This is a genomic window from Erythrobacter sp., assembly GCF_035194505.1.
Taxonomy (GTDB): Bacteria; Pseudomonadota; Alphaproteobacteria; order Sphingomonadales; family Sphingomonadaceae; genus Erythrobacter.
The window spans coordinates 1,606,322-1,619,434 of sequence record NZ_CP136573.1; the positions used below are offsets into that span (position 1 = coordinate 1,606,322).

Genomic DNA, 13,113 nt, shown 5'->3' on the forward strand with positions numbered 1-13,113 from the left:
CTTGGCGGGAATGACGGTTTAGTTAGGCAGCGGCGTCCATTCTTCGCCCTCGGGCAAGGGCGCGAAGATCGCATCGAGCAGATCTTCGGTGACCTCTTCGGGAGTGGCCGGGTTCCACTTGGGGTCGCCCGTCTTGTCGATAATCACCGCCCGCACGCCTTCGGCAAAGTCGGGGCGGGTGAGCACGCGGCTGGCAATGCGGTATTCCATCCGCATGTTCTCGGCGAAGTCCGTAAGCTGTGCGCTCAGCGCCAGCTGGCGCAGCGCGACCTTGCAGGTCTGCGGGCTCTTGGTGCCGAGCGTGTCGCGTTCCTTCACCGCCCAGTCGTCCCCGGCTTCGGCCGCCGCCTCGAGGCTGGCAAGGATCTCCTCGTAGCGCTCCGAGGCAAAGTGCTTGGCGATCTTGTCGGCGTTGGCCTCGATCCGCGCCTTGGGAGGAGTGCCGACCGGTTCGCTCAGCACGCCCGCGATCCGGTCGGGGTGGTCGTGGATGCGCGCCTTCAAATCTTCGAGCATGCCATGCGGTGCATAGTGGGTCGCCAGCCCCGTCCACAGGCACTCCGACCCGTCAAGCCGCGCACCGGTGAGCGCAAGGAACTGGCCAAGCCGCTGGCCGAGGCGCGCAAGATACCAGCCGCCGCCAACATCGGGGAACAGGCCGATCCCGGTCTCGGGCATGGCGAAACGGGTATTCTCGGTCGCCACGCGGAACTTGGCAGGCTGCGAGATGCCCACGCCCCCACCCATGGTAATGCCGTCCATGAAGGCAATGATCGGCTTGGCGTAGGTGAACATCTGGTGGTTGAGCTGATATTCATCGTGGAAGAACTTGCGCCCGCTCGCACCGCCATCGTTCAGAGCCGAATCGCGCAGGAAGGCGATGTCCCCGCCAGCACAGAAGCCGCGGCCTTCGTGGTGATCAAGAATCACCGCCTTGATGCTGTCATCGGCTGCCCATTCGGTCAGCGCGGTGCTTATCGCGTGGCACATAGGCAAGGTCAGCGCATGGATCGCCTTGGGGCGATTGAGGCTGATGTGGCCGACAGGGCCATTGGTGCGGATCAGAACGTCGTCAGTCATTGCCCCGGTTCTTTCGGTTCAATAAGGTCCCAGCGATTGCCGAAAGGATCGCTGAACACCGCTACCGTGCCATAGCTTTCGCGGCGCGGTTCTTCATGAAAATTCACGCCGGATTCGACGAGCCGTGCATGGGTGCCCGCGAAGTTGTCGGTATGGACAAAAAAGCCCACGCGGCCACCGGACTGGTTGCCGATGGCAGCGATCTGCGCCTCGGTCGCGGCCCGAGCAATCAGCAGGCGCCCTCCGCCCTTGCCGCCAACCACCACCCAACGCTTGCCGCCGCCCATGTCGGAGTCCTCGACAAGGTCGAAGCCCAGCGCGTCGACACAGAAAGCAATTCCCGCATCGTAATCGGGCACAATCAATGTCGTAAGGGCAAGGCTTGTGCCCATCACTGCCGCAGCAGGTCCCGGCCTACGACCATGCGCATCACCTGATTGGTGCCCTCAAGGATCGAATGGACGCGCAGGTCGCGCCAGAAGCGTTCGATCGGATAGTCCTGCAAGTAGCCGTAGCCGCCAAACAGCTGGAGCGCACGGTCGACGATGGCGCTGCCGTTGTCGGTCGCCAGCCGTTTGGCCATCGCCGAAAAGCGCGTCTTGTCGGGCGCGTTGTCGGTCACCTTGGCGGCGGCGAGATAAAGCAGCGCCCGCGACGCTTCCAGATCGGTCGCCATGTCGGCGAGCATGAACTGGGTGTTCTGGAAGTCCGCGACCGCCTGGCCAAACTGCTTGCGGTCCTTGGTATAGCGGATTGCTTCATCAAGGCACCGCTGCGCGCCGCCCAGCGAACAGGCCCCGATATTCAGCCGCCCGCCATCGAGCCCCATCATCGCGATGCGGAAGCCCTCGCCCTCCGCGCCGACCAGATTTTCGGCCGGCACCCGCACATCCTCGAGGATCAGCTGGGCGGTCGGCTGCGAATGCCAGCCGAGCTTCTTCTCCTGCGCACCGAAGCTGACGCCGGGCATGTCCTTCTCGATCACGATGCAGGAAATGCCCTTGGGCCCATCCTCGCCAGTGCGGACCATCGCGACATAGATCTCGTTTGCGCCTGCGCCCGAGATGAACTGCTTGGTGCCGTTGAGGACGTAATGGTCACCGTCCCTGCGCGCAGTGGTCTTGAGCGCCGCTGCGTCCGATCCCGATCCGGGCTCCGTCAGGCAGTAGCTGGCAATTTTCTCCATCGTGACGAGGCTGGGCAGATACTTCGCCTTGACCGCTTCCCCGCCGAAGCGGTCGATCATCCATGCGGCCATGTTGTGGATCGAGATGAAAGCGCTGGTCGAGGGGCAGCCATAGGCCATCGCTTCCATGATGAGCGCGGCTTCAAGGCGGCCAAGGCCAATGCCGCCCGCTTCCTCGGATACGTAGATCGCACCGAAGCCCAGCTCGGCACTCCGCTGGATCACGTCACGCGGGAAGATGTGCTTCTCGTCCCACTCGGCCGCGTGGGGCGTGATGTTGTCGGCGGTGAAACGCTGCGCGACCTCGCGGATCGCCAGCTGATCGTCGGTGAGTTGAAACTGTCCGTGCATAGCGAGGTGCTCTAACGGGCTTTGCCACGTTGGAAAAGGCTGGGGCAGACCTGCGAGGTGAGGATTTTTGCTAGTCGCAGGTCAGGGCGAGGGAGTTGGCGCACCGATCCGCCCGCGCCACTCGATGCGGCAGGCATCGCCCTTGCTGGCCTCCAACGCTGCGGCAAAGCGCGCAGGATCGGGAGCGAGACGCCTGACGAGGATCACCCCTTTGGTGGTGGGACTGACGACGGCACCTTCCTCCGGCTTGCTTCCGGGCGGGAGCAGCCTGACAGCCACAGCCTTGCCGGTGCCGCGGAAGGTCGCGAAGTTATCGGTCTGGGCGGAAAACAGCGAGAGCGATTGATAGTCTGGCCACGCACCCATTCGCAGCGACAATTGCTGCCCCGGATTGGCAAGATCGTAGCGGCATAGCGCATAGAACACGTCCGGCGAGGAGCGCACCACGCGCTGGGTCTGCGGCGTCACGCGCTCGGGAACGCTGAAGCGGTGAAGCTCGACCCCGCGCGCTTCCAGCAGCGCCATGGCCTGCGCCATGATGACCCCCGGAGCCAGATACAGCACAGCGAGATGTGCGGCCGCCGCACACACAAGCAGCACGACGATCGGGCCCGCCCAGCGTTTCATGCCGCCCCCTTTCCGGCGCAGGCCAGCCGTTCGATGCGCGGAGGGGTGAGCGAGCGCTCGGGGGCTTCGATCACCGCGCTGGCAGGCACGTATAGCCGCAATGTCAGATCGAAGTTCCCGGCCTTGCGGCTCGAAATCCAAAGACCTCCGCCAGCCGGACGATCTGCCGAAATCAATGCTTGCCACGCTCCAGTTCCGGCACGGCTGGCATCGATGCTGAGCGCCGCATCGGTATTGCCGGGGAGCATGCTGGCTGCATCGTATAGAGTGACCGACCACCATGCCGCTGGCATGGCTCCGCCCGACAGGCGATAGGTGCAGGCCTCGGAAAGCGGCCTGCCCTCGCCATCGGTGTTGCGGGTGAAATAGACCGCCTCGGTTCTGGCGAGCGCCAGCAGCCCGTGGCGAGCCACCCGGGCGCGGGTGTAGGGATCGGCTGCCTCCGAGCCAATCGCAAAGTCGCTGCGCCAGCCTGCGACATCGACATCGCCAAACGCGAGGGTATTGGCGCCGGGCAGCAGTCCCGCCATCCACAAGGCACTGCCACCGCCCAGAGCGCACCCGGCAGCAACCGCAATCAGATAGGCAAGAAGTCGCCGGATCATTGGCTGACCACCGCCTCCGCTTCGATCTCCACCCGCCATTCGGGGCGGCACAACCAAGCCACACCGGCCATGGTTGCCGCGGGACGGGCCTTGCCGAAAAACCGCGCATGCACTGCGCCAACGGCGTCCTGATCCTCGGCGTGGGTCAACAGCATTCTTGTTCGCACCACATCGCTCGCCGTCCCGCCCAGCTCTTCAATCGCGGCCAGAATGATTGCGCAGCACCGCTCCGCCTGCGCAGCAGCATCGCCGCTGGTGGTCGATCCGTCCGGCTCGACCGGGCCGGTTCCCGCCACGATGATGCGTTCCCCGACACGCACGGCGCGGGCAAAACCGAAGGTCGTCTCGTAAGGAGAGCCGGAGCTCACCCGGTGCCGGGTAATCATCCGCAGGTGATCTGGACGATCTTCATGTTCTCGTCGTAGCGCACGATGACGCGGTCCGGGCGGTAATCCTTGGTCCAGGCACCATTGGGCGGTCCCCAGCGCAGGGTCCGTGCGCCGGCATCCTTGAGGATCGCCTCGCCCATCGACTGGGTGGCGCTGTGCCCGATGTGATACTGGGCGGGGGGCGCATTGCAGGTCATCCGCGCCTCTTCTACCGGCGGTGGGGGCGGAACGGCCTCAGCCCGATCGGGCGCTTCATCGCCGATATTGATCACACAGGCCGATAGGCCCAGCGCCATGGCACCGATGATCACCAAGCGTGATGCGGACTGCTTCATCGACCCTGTTCCTTCCCAATAAAGAGCGGGCTTTCTCGGCTCTGACAGGACAATATCAGGCACATGCAGCAATTTGAAGCGCCCCTGCACTCCGCCGCCCGGATCAGCCCGCGTGCTTATCGAGTTCGTCGCCCGAGACCGTGACAACATGGAGCAGATTGGTCGCCCCGGGGGTCCCGAAAGGCACCCCTGCAAGAACGATCAGCTTGGCTCCCGCCTCGGCAAAGCCATGCCGCAAGGCCATGCGCTTACCCTTGCCGATCATCTCTTCAAAGCTGCCGATATCCTTGGTCGCCACGGCGTGCGCGCCCCACAGCAGCGCGACACGGCGCGCGGTCCGGATCGAGGGCGTGAGCACGAGCACCGGGGTCGCGGGCCGTTCGCGCGCCACGCGCCGCGCGGTCGAGCCCGACGACGTGAAGACTGTGATCGCGCTGATCGGCACGGTATCGGCGATGGTCATGCAGGCATGGGCCAGCGCATCGGAGGTCGTCGCATCGGGCGGCGTGTCGAGGAAGCGCACCCGCTCCTTGTAGCCTTCGTCGTTTTCTACCTGCACCGCGATACGGTCCATCATGGCGACCGATTCCTCGGGCCATGCGCCAGCTGCACTTTCCGCCGAAAGCATCACGGCATCAGCCCCGTCATAGACGGCATTGGCGACGTCCGAGACTTCCGCGCGAGTGGGCGAGGGGCTTTCGATCATGCTTTCGAGCATTTGGGTTGCGACGATCACCGGCTTGCCCGCCCGGCGCGCCATGCTGACGATCTTCTTCTGGAGCGGCGGCACCTCATAAGGTTCGAGTTCGACGCCGAGATCACCGCGGGCGACCATGATGCCGTCTGCCATTTCGATGATCGCATCGAGCCGATCGACCGCTCTGGGCTTTTCGATCTTGGCGCAGATCGCAGTCCCCCGCGTGCCAATGAGCTTTCGCGCTTCGGCAATATCCTCGGGACGCTGAACAAAGCTCAGGGCGATCCAGTCCGCGCCATGTTCAGTCGCGAAGGCGAGATCGCGGCGGTCCTTTTCGGTCAGCGCGGGGATCGGCACCTCGGCATCTGGCACGTTGACACCTTTGCGGTCGGAGATCACTCCACCCACCTCTGCACTGCACAGAATGCGGCTTTCGTCCGCCTCGAGCACTTTGAGCCGGATCTTGCCGTCGTTGATCAGTAGCCGCTGCCCGCGGTCCATGATGCCGAAGAGTTCGGGGTGGGGCAGGCAAACGCGGTTTTCATCGCCGGGGGTCTCGTCGCGATCGAGCACAAAGTGGCCCGAATGGCGGATCACCGCCTGACCGTCCTTGAAACTGCCGACCCGCAGCTTGGGGCCCTGCAGGTCCGCAAGGATCGCTATGGGACGCGCATACTGCTTTTCCAGCGCGCGGATCGCGATGATCGCGGCCTCGTGATCGGCATGCTCGCCATGGCTCATATTGAGGCGGAAGGCATCCGCGCCGGCGCGCACCAGCTTTTCAAGCATTTCGGGCGAGCGGCTCGCCGGGCCGATGGTGGCGAGAATCTTGACCTTGCGGCCGCGCGGGTCGATCCGAGACTGATCGCGTCGTGACATTTTTTGCTATCCCTCTTGAGACTGGCCTATGGCACAGCCGGTTTTCAACTCAAGGAAAAGCCGCGATGAATAGCAATGCCGATCCTCTCGATGCGCTGGACGATGCACAGGCCGCTGCCGCCTTTCGTCGCCTGGTGCGTCATCTGCGCCACCGCCATGATGCGCAGAACATTGATCTGATGGGGCTGGCCGGCTTCTGCCGCAACTGCCTTGCCGACTGGATCCGCGAGGCTGGCTATCCCGGCGACAAGGAAGCAGCGCGCACTCTGATCCACGGAATAACGAGTGCAGAGTGGAAGGCGACCCGCCAGACCCCCGCTACCGAGGAACAGTTGGCTCGCATGGCTGCAAGTGTCGCCAAGAACGCACAGGAATAATTCGCCGGGGCGGTTCAATCGGGGCAGCGGGCTGGCTATCGCCTTGCCAACCGATTCTCATTCCGATGGAGACCCCCATGGCCGACAACGCTACCGCATCCGACGACCGCCTGCGCCTGCTGATCGAGCGCATCGAACGCCTTGAAGAAGAAAAGAAGGGCATCGCCGACGACATCCGCGACGTCTATGCCGAGGCCAAGGCAGTGGGGTACGATCCCAAGATCATGCGCCAGATCGTGCGCCTCAGGAAGATGAAGCCCGATGATCGCAGCGAGCAGGAAATGGTGCTCGAAACCTACAAGGCCGCACTCGGAATGGCGTAACGCTGCTCTGCTGCTTGATGGCTTGAAAATGGCCTTGGCCGTGTTATCTAATTAATACACCCTTGAGGAGACACGGTCATGGCATCCCCTTGGAAAGACGCACGCGGCGTTATCGTCAGCACCACCCCGACGCTTGAAGGCCGCCCGATCCAGGAATATTGCGGCATCGTTACGGGCGAGGTGATCGTCGGTGCAAACCTGTTCCGCGATCTGTTTGCCAATATCCGCGACATCGTCGGCGGTCGTTCGGGCAGCTACGAGCGCATCCTCGCCGATGCGCGCAATCAGGCGATCCAGGAACTCCAGGCCGAAGCCGCAGCGCTCGGCGCCAATGCAGTGGTTGCGATCGACCTCGATTACGAGGTGATCGGCCCCAGCGGGTCGATGCTGATGGTCAGCGCCAGCGGCACCGCAGTCCGGGTCTGATCGCGCCTCACCACCAACCATAGTCGCTGGCGAGGAACACCGCATTATAGGCCGCATGGTGCGCTATCGCTGCACGCAGTCCCAGCCGTGTGCGGGTATAGGCAAGCAGCAAGCCGCCGATGGTCTGCGGCAGCACCACCAGAACACCCAACGGATGGGTGAGCGGCTCGTAATTGCCAAGATGGACCAGGCCGAACAACACAGTGCTGCCCCATACCAGCCAGCCGAAGTGACGCTCGAACCACGCGGGCACAGCGGTGTCGTAATGCCGGGTGCGGGACCAATGGAGCAGTCCGACAAACACCAACGCCACACCCGCAAGGGCAACCGGCATGGCTAAATAGGGTGAAACGAACAGACTCGCCGCAAACAGCGCAAGGACCGCAAAGCCGAAAATGGCAAAGCGCAAAGCAGCCGCCTGCCCCCTCATCCAGCCGCGAAACAGCATCTCCTCAAGCAGCGGAGCGATCAGCAGCGCGGTGAACAGGTCCTCCCCGAACGAGATATCCAGCTCGATCGGAGCCGGCAGAAACCCGGCACTTTCATCCCAAATGCCCAAAACAGCAGAAACCAGCGCATCGAGCGCCACATCGAGCGCAAGAACCACCATCAGCGCCAGCATCGCGGTGCGCCCCCATGCCATCGGCTGCGCCTGAAAGCGCGGGCGCACCACAAAGCGCCCAACATCGGCCAGCCACTCGCGCAGGGTCAAACTGCCTGTCACGCCCACCCTTGCATCCGGCGCGCCTGCCGGAGTAAGGCGCGGCCCACCATTTCCAACATTTCCGGTGAAGTCGTCCAATGGCAGGCCATTCCAAGTTCAAGAACATCATGCACCGCAAGGGTGCGCAGGACAAGAAACGCGCGGCGATGTTCTCCAAGCTCAGCCGCGAAATCACCGTGGCGGCCAAGATGGGCATGCCCGATCCTGACATGAACCCGCGCCTGCGCCTCGCGGTCAACGCGGCCAAGGCGCAGTCGATGCCCAAGGACAACATCCAGCGCGCCATCGACAAGGCCGCGCAGGCCGGCGGCGAAGACTATATCGAGATGCGCTACGAAGGCTACGGCCCGGGCGGCGTCGCGCTGATCGTCGAGGCGTTGACCGACAACCGCAACCGCACAGCCACCAATGTCCGCACCGCCTTCTCCAAGAACGGCGGCAACCTCGGCAGCGAAGGCTCGGTGAGCCACGGCTTCGAGCGCCGCGGGCTGATCGAATACAAGGCCGAGGTGGGCGACGAGGAAACCGTGCTCGAAGCCGCGATTGAAGCGGGCGCGGATGATGTCGAAAGCTCGGAAGACGGCCACACTATCTGGACCGCCGCCGACGCGCTCCACGGGGTCGCAGGCGAGCTCGAAAAGGCGCTGGGCGCAGCCGACAACGTCAAGCTGGCGTGGAAGCCGGTGCTCAGCGTCGATGTCGACGAGGCCACCGCCGGCACGCTGATGAAGCTGATCGACACGCTCGAAGATGATGACGACGTGCAGACCGTCTGGGGCAATTACGAAATCTCCGACGAGGTGATGGAGAAGCTGGGCTGATCATCCTCGGCCTTGATCCGTCACTTTCCTCCACCGGCTGGGGCGTGATCCGGTCCGAAGGCGCGCGGATTGCGCATATCGCCAATGGTCAGATCAAGACCGATGCGGCTGCCCCAATAGCGGAGAGGCTCGCCGCTTTGCAGGCGGGGCTGGCGGCGGTGATCGCCGAACACCGCCCGGATCGCGCGGCGGCGGAGGAAATCTTCGTCAACAAGAACCCGCAATCGACGCTCAAGCTGGCACAGGCGCGCGGCAGCGTGCTGGCGGCTTGCGGAGGGGCCGGGCTGGCGGTGAACGAACACGCCGCGCGACTGGTGAAGAAAGCCGTCACCGGCACCGGGGCTGCGGAAAAGACGCAGGTGGCGGCGATGGTGAAGGTGCTGCTGCCCGCGGTGACCATCGCCGGAAGCGATGCGGCGGACGCGCTGGCCGTGGCGATTGCCGATGCGCATCTCTCGCGCCGCACTTGACCCTCTCCCTCGTCATTGCGAGGAGCGTTAGCGACGAAGCAATCCAGCATCGGATCATGGATTGCCGCGCAGCCTTGCGGCTGCTCGCAATGACGAGACAGGCATGACAATCCACCTCTATGGCATCCCCAACTGCGACACGGTCAAGAAGGCGCGCGTCTGGCTTGAGGCTCAGGGCAAGGACTACACCTTTCACGACTACAAGAAGGAAGGCGCCGATCCTGCGCGGATTGCGGACTGGATCGCTGCGGCTGGTCTCGACATCGTCGTGAATCGCAAGGGCACGACCTTCCGCGCACTGTCGGACGCGGACAAGGCCAAAGCTGCCGATGCCGCCACCGCACCTGCGCTGCTTGCCGCCAATCCTTCGGTCATCAAGCGGCCGATCGTCGAGCACGCGGGCGGCCTGCTGGTGGGCTTCAAACCCGAGGACTGGGCCGCCGCGCTCGGCTGAAACCACCGCCCATGAACCCGCTCGAAATCATCGCCGTCGCGCTCGGCATTGCCAATGTCGGCCTGCTAGTGCGCCGCTCGATCTGGAACTACCCCTTCGGCATGGCGATGGTTGCGCTCTACTTCGTCATCTTCCGCGAGGCGCGGCTTTATGGCGAGGCCGGCTTGCAGGTGTTCTTCTTCGTCGTGCAGGGCTGGGGCTGGTGGCTGTGGGCGCGCGCGGGCGGCCTTGCCCGGATGGTGAGCGTCAGCTGGATGGGTTGGCCCGCGCGGATCGGCGGGCTGGTGCTGGTGGCGGGATCGAGCCTCGGGATCGGCTGGGCCATGGCCCGCTACACCGATGCCGCCCTGCCCTACGCCGATGCTGCCATCGCGGGCGCGAGCGTGGTGGCGCAGGTGCTGCTGGCGATGCGCCGGACCGAGAACTGGGCGCTGTGGATCGCGATCGATGTGCTGTCGATCTGGGTCTACATCAACCGCGCACTCTATCTGACTGCCGGGCTTTATGTCGTGTTTCTTGGCCTCGCGATCGCAGGCCTCATGGCCTGGGCCAAGGCCGCGCGCGAGGGCGAGGCGATCGCGGCGTGACGAAACGCGGCTTCCTGCTCGGCAAGTTCATGCCCCCGCATGCCGGGCACATGGCATTGATCCGCGCCGCTCGCGCGCTGGTGGACGAACTCACCCTGCTGGTTTGCTGGCTGCCGGACGATCCGATTGCAGGCGAGACGCGCCTTGCATGGATGGGCACGCTTGCGCCCGATTGCCGGGTGGTAGGCCATGGCGCGGTGGCGCCCCAAGCCCCCGAGGATAGCGCCGACTTCTGGCCGATCTGGCGCGGTATCGTTGGCGAGGCGCACCCTGAACCCATCGACTTTCTTTTCGCAGGCGAGGAATACGGTGCGGAGCTGGCGCGGCAGGTGGGCGGGCTCTTCGTACCACTCGGAGGGCGCGTGCTCGGGCTGATTGACGATCCCGTATCGGGCCTTTCGGCGAGCGCCGTGCGCAGCGATCCTGCGGCACACTGGCCCTATCTCCCCGCCCCCGTGCAGGCGCATTACCGGCGCACGGTCTGCCTCCACGGGGCGGAAAGCACCGGCAAGACCACCCTCGCCGCAGCCCTCGCCAACGTGACTGGAGCGCTGACGGTGGGCGAATATGGCCGCAGTCACTGCGAGGTGCACAAGGAGCTGCTCACGCTTGATGACCTGCTCCTGATCGGGCGGGCGCAGCAAGCCATGATCGCCGCAACGGCAGAATGGGCCGGACCGCTGATGATAGCCGACACCGATGCGCTGATGACCGCCGCGTGGTGCGAAATGCTGCTGGGCGCGCGTCCTGCCGAACTGATGCAGGCCCCCAAGTCCGATCTCTACCTGCTGCTCGAACCCGATCTGCCGTGGGTCGACGATGGCACCCGCTTCTTCAGTGACGCCGCCGACCGTAACAGGTTCGCAACCATCGTGGAGCAGGTGCTGCGCGATGCGGGCGTGGCCTTCATGCGGATCGGCGGAGAGGGCGCAGCGCGGCTTGAGGCAGCGCAGGCTGCAATAGGAGCAATGAATGACTGACCTGCGCCTGATAATCGCCGCGCTGCTGCTGATGCCCGTGCCCGCCATGGCGCAGGACGAGATGCTGATCATCGCCCACCGCGGATCTAGCGCCGAGCGGCCCGAACACACCCTCGCGGCCTACGAGCGTGCGATCGATCAGGGGGCCGATTATATCGAGCCCGATCTGGTCGCGACCAAGGATCTGGTGCTGGTCTCGCGCCACGAGAACGAGCTGTCGGGCACCACAGACGTCGCCTCTCGCGAGGAGTTCGAGGACCGCAGGCGCGAAAAGACGATTGATGGCCGGCTGGTGGCGGGCTGGTTCGCGGAGGACTTCACGCTTGCCGAATTGCGCACCCTGCGCGCGAAGGAGCGCATCCCTTCGCTGCGTCCGGCCAATGCACGGTTTGACGGGCTGTATCAGGTTCCGACCTTCGCAGACATTGTGAAGCTGGTGCGCGCCAAGGAGGCCGAGACCGGCCGCCGCATCGGGCTTTATCCCGAATTGAAGCATCCCACATTCCTGCTCCAGAACGCGGGGATCGACTTGGTCGATCTGCTGCTGCGGGACCTGCGCGAACTCGGCATCACGCCGGCTGATCCGGTGTTCATCCAGAGCTTCGAGGTCGCCCCCCTGCAGCGGCTGAAGAAGCGCGGGCCGGGCTTCAAGCTGGTGCAACTGGTCGAGCCGCTGGGCGGTCCGGCGGACGAGCCGGCGATGCGCTATGCCGAGATGGTGTCGCCCACCGGGCTCGCAGAGGTCGCGAAATATGCCGATGTCGTGGGCGCACATATCGGCATGACCCTCAATCCCGATGGCTCACCGACGGCGCTGGTGACCGACGCAAACGCGGCTGGCCTTGCGGTCCACGCATGGACGATTCGCCCTGAAAACGAGTTTCTTCCAGCGATGCTACGGACCGGCGATGATCCGAAAGGCAAGGGCTGCGGGGATGTGAAACTGGCCGCGTTGCTCAAGGCTGCCGGAGTTGCAGGCGCCTTCAGCGACGGGCCGCTCAAAGGACGAAGCTGCCCCTAACCCCGCCGTGCGCTAAGAATGTAGTTGAGCGACATGTCCTCGGCGAGATGCAGGCCCTTGCCGGGGCGCCACGCGATCCCCTGCCGCGCGGTGACCACCAGTCCCGCGTCATCCAACAACGCCTCGAACTCTTCCGGAGTGATGAAGTCCTCCCAGTGGTGCGTGCCCTTGGGGACGTAGCCCACCGCCTCCGCCGCGCCGACAAGCAGCACGCGGCTGGCGGCCGTGCGGTTGGGGGTGGACATGACGAGCAGACCGTCAGGTGCCAGCCGCGCCGCGACATCGCGCAGGAACGCGGGCTTGTCGGCCACGTGCTCGATCACTTCGACGCAAGTGACCAGATCGAAGGCGCCGATATCGAGGGCACCCACCTCGCCCGCCATGTAGCGGATGTCGAGGCCGACGCCCTCGGCATGGGCCGCTGCAGCAGAGACATTCTCGGCCGCCGCATCGACGCCCGTCACCGCCGCGCCCAGTCGGGCAAGCGGCTCGCACACCAGCCCCGCCCCGCAGCCTATGTCGAGTGCGGACTTGCCCGCCAGCGGCTTCGGCGAGGCCTGCGCCTCGGGCCAATGCGCATCAATCGCCTGCCGGATAAACGCCAGCCGCACCGGGTTCACCTGATGCAAGCTCGCCATCGGCCCCTTGGGGTTCCACCAGTCGCGGGCCAGCTTGGCGAAGAAATCGGCCTCCTCGGGCCGGATAGTTACATTCGATACGTTTGCGTTTCCCATGAACGCACCTTAACAGCGCGCGCGAACACTCACCAGCAGGAGCTTCT

General features: G+C 64.7%; 19 protein-coding genes. 9 read left to right on the forward strand and 10 right to left on the reverse strand.

The features are described 5' to 3' along the window. Positions 1-18 precede the first annotated feature (18 nt). The 8 genes from RSE14_RS07990 to pyk all read right to left on the reverse strand — a co-directional run bounded on the left by RSE14_RS07990 (position 19) and on the right by pyk (position 6,149). The gene (locus RSE14_RS07990) at positions 19-1,080 is read right to left on the reverse strand and encodes an enoyl-CoA hydratase/isomerase family protein (protein ID WP_324072513.1); all 1,062 of its coding nucleotides are present in this window, start codon (positions 1,078-1,080) and stop codon (positions 19-21) included. Beyond that, the gene (locus tag RSE14_RS07995) at positions 1,077-1,472 is read right to left on the reverse strand and encodes a VOC family protein (protein ID WP_324072515.1); all 396 of its coding nucleotides are present in this window, start codon (positions 1,470-1,472) and stop codon (positions 1,077-1,079) included. Before RSE14_RS07995 ends, RSE14_RS07990 begins: the two co-directional genes overlap by 4 nt. Beyond that, positions 1,472-2,617 (reverse strand): acyl-CoA dehydrogenase family protein, encoded by a 1,146-nt coding sequence (locus RSE14_RS08000; RefSeq protein WP_324072517.1) that lies wholly within the window; start codon positions 2,615-2,617, stop codon positions 1,472-1,474. The genes RSE14_RS07995 and RSE14_RS08000 overlap by 1 nt, the downstream gene beginning before the upstream one ends. 81 nt (positions 2,618-2,698) lie before the next feature. Then, the gene (locus tag RSE14_RS08005) at positions 2,699-3,244 is read right to left on the reverse strand and encodes a DUF1254 domain-containing protein (RefSeq protein ID WP_324072519.1); all 546 of its coding nucleotides are present in this window, start codon (positions 3,242-3,244) and stop codon (positions 2,699-2,701) included. Beyond that, the gene (locus RSE14_RS08010; protein ID WP_324072521.1) at positions 3,241-3,849 is read right to left on the reverse strand and encodes a DUF1214 domain-containing protein; all 609 of its coding nucleotides are present in this window, start codon (positions 3,847-3,849) and stop codon (positions 3,241-3,243) included. The genes RSE14_RS08005 and RSE14_RS08010 overlap by 4 nt, the downstream gene beginning before the upstream one ends. After that, positions 3,846-4,235 (reverse strand): RidA family protein, encoded by a 390-nt coding sequence (locus tag RSE14_RS08015; protein WP_324072523.1) that lies wholly within the window; start codon positions 4,233-4,235, stop codon positions 3,846-3,848. The genes RSE14_RS08010 and RSE14_RS08015 overlap by 4 nt, the downstream gene beginning before the upstream one ends. Continuing rightward, positions 4,232-4,573 carry an I78 family peptidase inhibitor gene (locus RSE14_RS08020; protein ID WP_324072525.1) on the reverse strand — a complete coding sequence of 114 codons (342 nt, stop codon included), beginning with the start codon at positions 4,571-4,573 and terminating at the stop codon, positions 4,232-4,234. The genes RSE14_RS08015 and RSE14_RS08020 overlap by 4 nt, the downstream gene beginning before the upstream one ends. A 103-nt stretch (positions 4,574-4,676) precedes the next feature. Then, positions 4,677-6,149: a pyruvate kinase gene (pyk, locus tag RSE14_RS08025; protein WP_324072527.1), complete on the reverse strand. Its 1,473-nt coding sequence runs from the start codon at positions 6,147-6,149 to the stop codon at positions 4,677-4,679. Positions 6,150-6,214: 65 nt separating this feature from the next. On the opposite strand from pyk, the gene RSE14_RS08030 reads away from it, so the two are divergent. The 3 genes from RSE14_RS08030 (at position 6,215) to RSE14_RS08040 (ending at position 7,275) form a co-directional block, all read left to right on the forward strand. Beyond that, positions 6,215-6,526: a DUF1244 domain-containing protein gene (locus RSE14_RS08030; RefSeq protein WP_324072529.1), complete on the forward strand. Its 312-nt coding sequence runs from the start codon at positions 6,215-6,217 to the stop codon at positions 6,524-6,526. 77 nt (positions 6,527-6,603) lie between these two features. Next, positions 6,604-6,849, forward strand: a complete 246-nt coding sequence (locus tag RSE14_RS08035; RefSeq protein ID WP_324072531.1) for a DUF2312 domain-containing protein — start codon at positions 6,604-6,606, stop codon at positions 6,847-6,849. A gap of 78 nt (positions 6,850-6,927) precedes the next feature. Beyond that, positions 6,928-7,275 (forward strand): heavy metal-binding domain-containing protein, encoded by a 348-nt coding sequence (locus RSE14_RS08040; protein WP_324072533.1) that lies wholly within the window; start codon positions 6,928-6,930, stop codon positions 7,273-7,275. 7 nt (positions 7,276-7,282) lie between these two features. Here the strand turns inward: RSE14_RS08040 and RSE14_RS08045 are convergent, their stop codons facing one another. Further along, positions 7,283-7,999 (reverse strand): CPBP family glutamic-type intramembrane protease, encoded by a 717-nt coding sequence (locus tag RSE14_RS08045; RefSeq protein WP_324072535.1) that lies wholly within the window; start codon positions 7,997-7,999, stop codon positions 7,283-7,285. A gap of 77 nt (positions 8,000-8,076) precedes the next feature. Here RSE14_RS08045 and RSE14_RS08050 point away from each other — a divergent pair, with 77 nt between their 5' ends. From RSE14_RS08050 to RSE14_RS08075, 6 genes are all read left to right on the forward strand, one after another. Continuing rightward, on the forward strand, positions 8,077-8,820 hold the full coding sequence (locus tag RSE14_RS08050; protein WP_324072537.1) for a YebC/PmpR family DNA-binding transcriptional regulator: 744 nt from the start codon (positions 8,077-8,079) through the stop codon (positions 8,818-8,820). Then, complete coding sequence (gene ruvC / locus RSE14_RS08055) at positions 8,817-9,290, forward strand: crossover junction endodeoxyribonuclease RuvC (protein WP_324076874.1); 474 nt, start codon at positions 8,817-8,819, stop codon at positions 9,288-9,290. The genes RSE14_RS08050 and ruvC overlap by 4 nt, the downstream gene beginning before the upstream one ends. Positions 9,291-9,393: 103 nt before the next feature. After that, a complete protein-coding gene (locus RSE14_RS08060; protein ID WP_324072539.1) occupies positions 9,394-9,744 on the forward strand; it encodes a Spx/MgsR family RNA polymerase-binding regulatory protein in 351 nt (116 codons plus the stop codon). Between the two features lie 11 nt (positions 9,745-9,755). Beyond that, positions 9,756-10,331 carry a nicotinamide riboside transporter PnuC gene (pnuC, locus tag RSE14_RS08065; RefSeq protein ID WP_324072541.1) on the forward strand — a complete coding sequence of 192 codons (576 nt, stop codon included), beginning with the start codon at positions 9,756-9,758 and terminating at the stop codon, positions 10,329-10,331. Next, positions 10,328-11,311, forward strand: a complete 984-nt coding sequence (locus RSE14_RS08070) for an AAA family ATPase (RefSeq protein WP_324072543.1) — start codon at positions 10,328-10,330, stop codon at positions 11,309-11,311. The genes pnuC and RSE14_RS08070 overlap by 4 nt, the downstream gene beginning before the upstream one ends. Continuing rightward, positions 11,304-12,332: a glycerophosphodiester phosphodiesterase family protein gene (locus RSE14_RS08075; RefSeq protein ID WP_324072546.1), complete on the forward strand. Its 1,029-nt coding sequence runs from the start codon at positions 11,304-11,306 to the stop codon at positions 12,330-12,332. Before RSE14_RS08070 ends, RSE14_RS08075 begins: the two co-directional genes overlap by 8 nt. On the opposite strand, the gene ubiG is transcribed toward RSE14_RS08075, so the two are convergent. After that, complete coding sequence (gene ubiG, locus RSE14_RS08080) at positions 12,329-13,066, reverse strand: bifunctional 2-polyprenyl-6-hydroxyphenol methylase/3-demethylubiquinol 3-O-methyltransferase UbiG (RefSeq protein WP_324072548.1); 738 nt, start codon at positions 13,064-13,066, stop codon at positions 12,329-12,331. The two genes, RSE14_RS08075 and ubiG, sit on opposite strands and share 4 nt — an antisense overlap. Positions 13,067-13,113: the final 47 nt, after the last annotated feature.

What these genes read in the sequence shown, in the direction of transcription:
- RSE14_RS08020 (WP_324072525.1), bottom strand. Translation starts at nt 4,573, where the DNA reads ATGAAGCAGTCCGCATCACGCTTGGTGATCATCGGTGCCATGGCGCTG.
- RSE14_RS07990 (WP_324072513.1), bottom strand. Translation starts at nt 1,080, where the DNA reads ATGACTGACGACGTTCTGATCCGCACCAATGGCCCTGTCGGCCACATC.
- ubiG (WP_324072548.1), bottom strand. Translation starts at nt 13,066, where the DNA reads ATGGGAAACGCAAACGTATCGAATGTAACTATCCGGCCCGAGGAGGCC.
- RSE14_RS08060 (WP_324072539.1), top strand. Translation starts at nt 9,394, where the DNA reads ATGACAATCCACCTCTATGGCATCCCCAACTGCGACACGGTCAAGAAG.
- RSE14_RS08000 (WP_324072517.1), bottom strand. Translation starts at nt 2,617, where the DNA reads ATGCACGGACAGTTTCAACTCACCGACGATCAGCTGGCGATCCGCGAG.
- RSE14_RS08005 (WP_324072519.1), bottom strand. Translation starts at nt 3,244, where the DNA reads ATGAAACGCTGGGCGGGCCCGATCGTCGTGCTGCTTGTGTGTGCGGCG.
- pnuC (WP_324072541.1), top strand. Translation starts at nt 9,756, where the DNA reads ATGAACCCGCTCGAAATCATCGCCGTCGCGCTCGGCATTGCCAATGTC.
- RSE14_RS08040 (WP_324072533.1), top strand. Translation starts at nt 6,928, where the DNA reads ATGGCATCCCCTTGGAAAGACGCACGCGGCGTTATCGTCAGCACCACC.
- RSE14_RS08035 (WP_324072531.1), top strand. Translation starts at nt 6,604, where the DNA reads ATGGCCGACAACGCTACCGCATCCGACGACCGCCTGCGCCTGCTGATC.
- RSE14_RS08015 (WP_324072523.1), bottom strand. Translation starts at nt 4,235, where the DNA reads ATGATTACCCGGCACCGGGTGAGCTCCGGCTCTCCTTACGAGACGACC.
- RSE14_RS08010 (WP_324072521.1), bottom strand. Translation starts at nt 3,849, where the DNA reads ATGATCCGGCGACTTCTTGCCTATCTGATTGCGGTTGCTGCCGGGTGC.
- RSE14_RS08050 (WP_324072537.1), top strand. Translation starts at nt 8,077, where the DNA reads ATGGCAGGCCATTCCAAGTTCAAGAACATCATGCACCGCAAGGGTGCG.
- RSE14_RS08075 (WP_324072546.1), top strand. Translation starts at nt 11,304, where the DNA reads ATGACTGACCTGCGCCTGATAATCGCCGCGCTGCTGCTGATGCCCGTG.
- RSE14_RS07995 (WP_324072515.1), bottom strand. Translation starts at nt 1,472, where the DNA reads ATGGGCACAAGCCTTGCCCTTACGACATTGATTGTGCCCGATTACGAT.
- pyk (WP_324072527.1), bottom strand. Translation starts at nt 6,149, where the DNA reads ATGTCACGACGCGATCAGTCTCGGATCGACCCGCGCGGCCGCAAGGTC.
- RSE14_RS08030 (WP_324072529.1), top strand. Translation starts at nt 6,215, where the DNA reads ATGAATAGCAATGCCGATCCTCTCGATGCGCTGGACGATGCACAGGCC.